General features: G+C 65.4%; 1 protein-coding gene. It reads left to right on the plus strand.

Going from position 1 to position 1557, the window contains the following annotated elements; genetic code table 11:
- Positions 1-1488: IS1634 family transposase (locus P0D89_RS52795; RefSeq protein WP_459252691.1), on the plus strand; the 1488-nt coding region annotated here is incomplete at its 5' end.
- Positions 1489-1557 lie beyond the last annotated feature (69 nt).

Here is a 1557-nt window from a genome sequence, read left to right on the forward strand (position 1 = left end):
GGTCTCGCGAAGCTGCTGGATCCGGCGCCCGGCCCGGTGCGCTCGCTGGTGCTCGCCATGGTGGTCGCGCGCGTGTTGGAGCCGGGCTCCAAGCTCGCCACCTGGCGCAGCTTGCAGCCGGAGTCTGCAACCCATTCGCTGTCGCAGGTGCTGGGGCTCGGCGCGTTTGAGGCCGAGCGGCTCTACGCCGCGCTGGACTGGCTCGGTGAGGCGCAGCCGCGCATCGAGCGCAGCCTGGCGCGCCAGCATCTGGGCAACGGCGTGCTGGTACTCTATGACCTCACCTCGACGTGGGTCACCGGCCGGCACTGCGCGCTCGCCCGCTACGGCTACTCGCGCGACGGCAAACGCGACGACCCGCAGATCGTGTTCGGCTTGCTGTGCAGCGCGGATGGATGCCCGGTAGCGGTCGAAGTGTTTGCCGGCAACACCGCTGATCCGGCCACGCTGGCCGCGCAGATCGACAAGCTCAAGGAGCGCTTTGGCCTGTCACAGGTGGTGTGGGTGGGTGATCGCGGCATGATCACCAGCGCGCGGATCGAGCAGGTGCTGCGTCCGGCGGGCATGAGCTGGATCACCGCGCTGCGCTCGCCACAGATTGCTGAGCTGATCGAGGACCGCGGCCCCTGGCAGCCTTCGCTGTTCGACGAGCACGGCCTGATCGCACTCGACAGCGCGCGCTATCCGGGCGAGCGGCTGGTGATCTGCCGCAATCCGGCGTTGGCCGAGGAGCGCGCCAGAAAGCGCGCCGAATTGCTGGCGGCGACCGAAGCGGAACTGGCCGCGATTGCGCAGGCCACCGTGCGCGCCCGCAATCGCCTGCACGGCCAGGACAAGATTGGCCTGCGCGTGGGTCGCGTGATCGAGCGTTACCGGATGGCCAAGCACTTCGAGCTGGACATCACCGAGACGAGTTTTACGTTCACGCGCAAGCAGGCGCAGATCGATGCCGAAGCCGCGCTTGATGGACTCTATGTACTGCGCACCAACGTGCCCAGCGAACAGCTCTCCGATGCCCAGACGGTCCTCGCCTACAAGAGTCTGGCGCAGGTCGAGCGTGCCTTCCGCTCGATGAAGACTGTCGATCTGCACGTGCGTCCGATCTATCACTTCAGCGAGTCACGCGTGCGTGCCCACGTGTTTCTGTGCATGCTGGCCTACTACGTCGAGTGGCATCTACGCGAGGCACTCAAACCGCTGTTGCATGATGATGAGGAACTGGCGGTGCTGCGCGATCAGCGTGTCAATCCGGTGATGCCGACGCCGCGCTCCGAGGGCGCCAGCGCCAAAGCCGCGCGCCACCGTACCGACGACGACCTCCCAGTGCATAGCCTGCATACACTGCTGCAGGACCTCGCCACCTTGACCTACAACATCACTTCCACCCCGGTCAATCCACAGGCGAAGATCGTCATCACAACCCGTCCCACACCGTTGCAGAGCAAAGCCTTTGCGCTGCTTGGTATCGACCCCGCCTGTTCCCAGTAGCCAACCCCTTCGGTTCGAAAATCTTCCGGCACTTCAACAGGTTAGCTCGGGTGCCGAGTCAAACTTCGG

It is taken from the genome of Paraburkholderia sp. RL18-085-BIA-A, from assembly GCF_046027075.1.
Classification (GTDB): Bacteria; Pseudomonadota; Gammaproteobacteria; order Burkholderiales; family Burkholderiaceae; genus Paraburkholderia.